The sequence below is a fragment of the Lactobacillus sp. HBUAS51381 genome (assembly GCF_012641095.1).
Classification (GTDB): Bacteria; Bacillota; Bacilli; order Lactobacillales; family Lactobacillaceae; genus Levilactobacillus.
Genome location: NZ_JAAVSC010000068.1, coordinates 1 through 3,013 on the forward strand (window position 1 = coordinate 1; position 3,013 = coordinate 3,013).

Sequence of the window (3,013 nt, forward strand, 5' to 3'; positions counted from 1 at the left end):
ATGGACACCTTTGCCTTCGGCTCGTGGTTCCGACTACTACGGCCCACAGCGGATTTTCACCGCCTAGTTAGCGCCCATGCCGGGCGCACAACAAAAAGAACCGCAATCGCTTACGGTTCCTCTGCTTTACTGTAATGCGCGGGCATCCACCCAGTACTTGGTTTTGTTGCCGCTAAATTGAATGCGATACCAGGTCGTCTTGTAGGCTGTCTTGATCCCCTTCAAATCAACGGTTACCTTGGTGCCTTTCTTACTACCACTCGGCCACTTCAAGGTTTTCTGATCAAAGTGGGTCTTCTTAATGTGATTGTAAACATTGTATTTACTGAATTTACTGCTTAACTTTTTCGTACCGCTAGCCGCTGTGTACACCACATAATCGTACTGTGGACTAGCTGCCGCTTCAGTTGAGGCAATCCAATACTTCTTAGAACCCACCTTAATGCGGTACCAAGTCGTCTTGTACCCGTCCTGGGTCTTCACCGCCTGATTATCCGCCGTATAGGTCTTGGCCGTTAGCTTGCTCAGCGAGCCCTGTGCTTTTGCTAAGTATGGGGAGTTGAAAACATGGTTGTAGTAGCTCCCCTTAAGATTATGATTGACCGTAACCGTGGCCGTACCACTCGTGTACTTCACCGTCGGCATCGTAACGCCAGCCGTGTACAACCAGTACTTCTTTGCACTTGCCTTACTTGAGAAACGAATCCGATACCACGTGGTCTTCTTCCCCGACTTTGGATCGGTCTTGACCGCCCGCATATCGAGATAAACTGGCTGACCCGTATAGTCACTGAGCTTCTTCCACGAGGTCTTGGTAATGTCGGCCCGAGTGTTCTTCACATGATTGTAGAGGACGTAACTCGTGTGCCGAGCACTCAGCCGCCCCATCTGTGTTCCCGAAGTTCCGTAATATTTAGCCGTTGCATAAGTCACCGTCGGCTTCGACGTCGAACTGGAGGACGATTCTGAGTCCGTCGCGTTATCCGAATCATTGCCATCCAGTAGCGTATTCAAATTGTATTGTTTAATGATCGAAATCAAATTCGTGCCATAGGTGGGCGACGTTGCGTACACGCCCGTAAGCGAATTAGCTGCTGCACTATAGGTGTTCGCATTCTCACGCCAGGCCCCACTATAGATAGCTGGATTGTACGATGTACCATTGCGCAACAACACTGCATTGTCCGTCATTGACGCCTTAGCACTGGGGTATTTTCGAAAATTAGCCGTCGTATAATACAACTGACCATTCGAATCGTATTCGGCTGTCTTCATGGACACTGACTGTCCGTTATAACTGCCCTTAATGCCAAAGTAGTTATTTGCCTGTGTCGTAAGCATACTGGTTCCCCAAGCACTCTCTAAGGCTGCCTGTGCCATCATGACAGACGGGTAAAGCTTGTATTGGTTCGCCACCGACATCACCGGACTCTTCAGTTGGGTGATAAACCCTTGAGGATCCGTGGTCGCCGCATGACCTACGCTCCCAATACTACCTAAACCAACACTCACAACGAATGCGGTAAGTAGCCAATTCTTCGTTCGCTTCATCTTACCATTTCCCCCTTAAAATCGCTTCCAAGTTAAGAATACCATAATTTGGTGAAGTGCTTAAAGGAAAATTAATAAGAATTCATTCCCGGTTGGACATCGTTAATCTAACTGACTAGCGGCTGCCTCGTCCAAGATCACGTGAACGTTGGGATGCGTTTGCAAATAACTGGCTGGAACGTCTGGTGTTACCGGGCCTTGAAGCATGGCTGCAACGGCGGCTGCCTTAGCCTCACCATAGGCAACAATCAAAATTTCCTTGGCTTGTAAAATGGACCCAATGCCCATGGAATAGGCGTAACGCGGCACGTCATTTTCATCGGCGAAGAACCGTGCGTTGGCCTCAATCGTCGACGGTGTTAATGCCACTTTGTGCGTCGTTGACTTCGGATCCGTTCCAGGTTCATTGAACCCAATATGGCCATTTTGGCCCAGCCCTAACAATTGTAAGTCAATGGGGTTGTCCGCAATAATCCGATCATAGTCCTGCGTTGCCGCTGCGGCATCCAAGTTCGCCCCATCTGGCACATAGGACTTGGCAAATGGCTTTTGGTTGAATAAATGTTGTTGCATGAAGTAGTGGTAGCTCTGCGGATGATCGGCCGACAGACCCACGTATTCATCCAAATTGACGGATGTTAATTGACTAAAGTCCAAATCACTCGCAACGAGTTGTTCGTAAATGGTGACGGGCGTGCTCCCCGTCGCCAATCCCAAGACCTTAGCCCCTTGTTGCAAGGCCTGCTTGAACACGTCAAACCCGGCTTGTCCCCCGGCTTGTTTGTCACTGACGATCTGAACATTCATGTTGGTTAATTGCTTCATTTCATTCAGTCTCCCTCTCCTAGTGGTATAGCCCAATTATAAATGCTCTATACCAATTTTTCAAGTAAATTGCTCATTTTTGTCGATTTTTTTGAAAATGCCACGAAAATTCCCTAATTACGGCGTAAGCTATCTCACTAAATTGCCCGCTAAGTCGTCCAGCCGACTAACAAAAAAGGATGCTCACTGCGCTTAACAGTGACCACCCTATTTCCGACGAACACCCCGCCGGTTGGCGCTTAACGCGTTCTGCTGCTTCTTGAATTTCTCAAAGGTTGCATCCCGCTGCTTTTGGTTTTTATGAGCATCGACTCGTTTCGTATACTTCATCGGATTCACCCCACTTTTCAAAGTTTTCATGAATGTACTATACAACGAAAGCTTGCCAGACGCAAGAAAAGTGCTTACTTTCCCCACCCTACCGTCCGCCAGATTGGGCCTGAAGCGCGGCCGGACAGCACCGGAATCTCTGGCCGCGATGGCTGGCTTGGTGGCTTCAGCCTTTACCTAACTGGCGACTACCGCCAACTTTCAGCCAAATCGAGTAGGAGGTAGCCGATTAGTTCGGCTACCGACCTCTCACACCACCGTACGTACGGTTCCGTATACGGCGGTTCAGTAACTTAAGCATTTTGAA

At 48.9% G+C, this 3,013-nt stretch carries 3 protein-coding genes; all 3 read right to left on the reverse strand.

What is annotated here, in order from left to right; genetic code table 11:
- Positions 1-126: 126 nt before the first annotated feature.
- On the reverse strand, positions 127-1,551 hold the full coding sequence (locus HEQ50_RS12455) for a glycoside hydrolase family 73 protein (RefSeq protein ID WP_168900819.1): 1,425 nt from the start codon (positions 1,549-1,551) through the stop codon (positions 127-129).
- 102 nt (positions 1,552-1,653) lie between these two features.
- Positions 1,654-2,358, reverse strand: a complete 705-nt coding sequence (locus HEQ50_RS12460; protein ID WP_168900820.1) for a glucosamine-6-phosphate deaminase — start codon at positions 2,356-2,358, stop codon at positions 1,654-1,656.
- 225 nt (positions 2,359-2,583) lie between these two features.
- Positions 2,584-2,706: a hypothetical protein gene (locus tag HEQ50_RS12920; RefSeq protein WP_255459908.1), complete on the reverse strand. Its 123-nt coding sequence runs from the start codon at positions 2,704-2,706 to the stop codon at positions 2,584-2,586.
- Between the last annotated feature and the right edge of the window lie 307 nt (positions 2,707-3,013).

Excerpts from the sequence above, each read along its gene's own strand:
- HEQ50_RS12455 (WP_168900819.1), bottom strand. The coding sequence starts at position 1,551 with ATGAAGCGAACGAAGAATTGGCTACTTACCGCATTCGTTGTGAGTGTT.
- HEQ50_RS12460 (WP_168900820.1), bottom strand. The coding sequence starts at position 2,358 with ATGAATGTTCAGATCGTCAGTGACAAACAAGCCGGGGGACAAGCCGGG.
- HEQ50_RS12920 (WP_255459908.1), bottom strand. The coding sequence starts at position 2,706 with ATGAAGTATACGAAACGAGTCGATGCTCATAAAAACCAAAAGCAGCGG.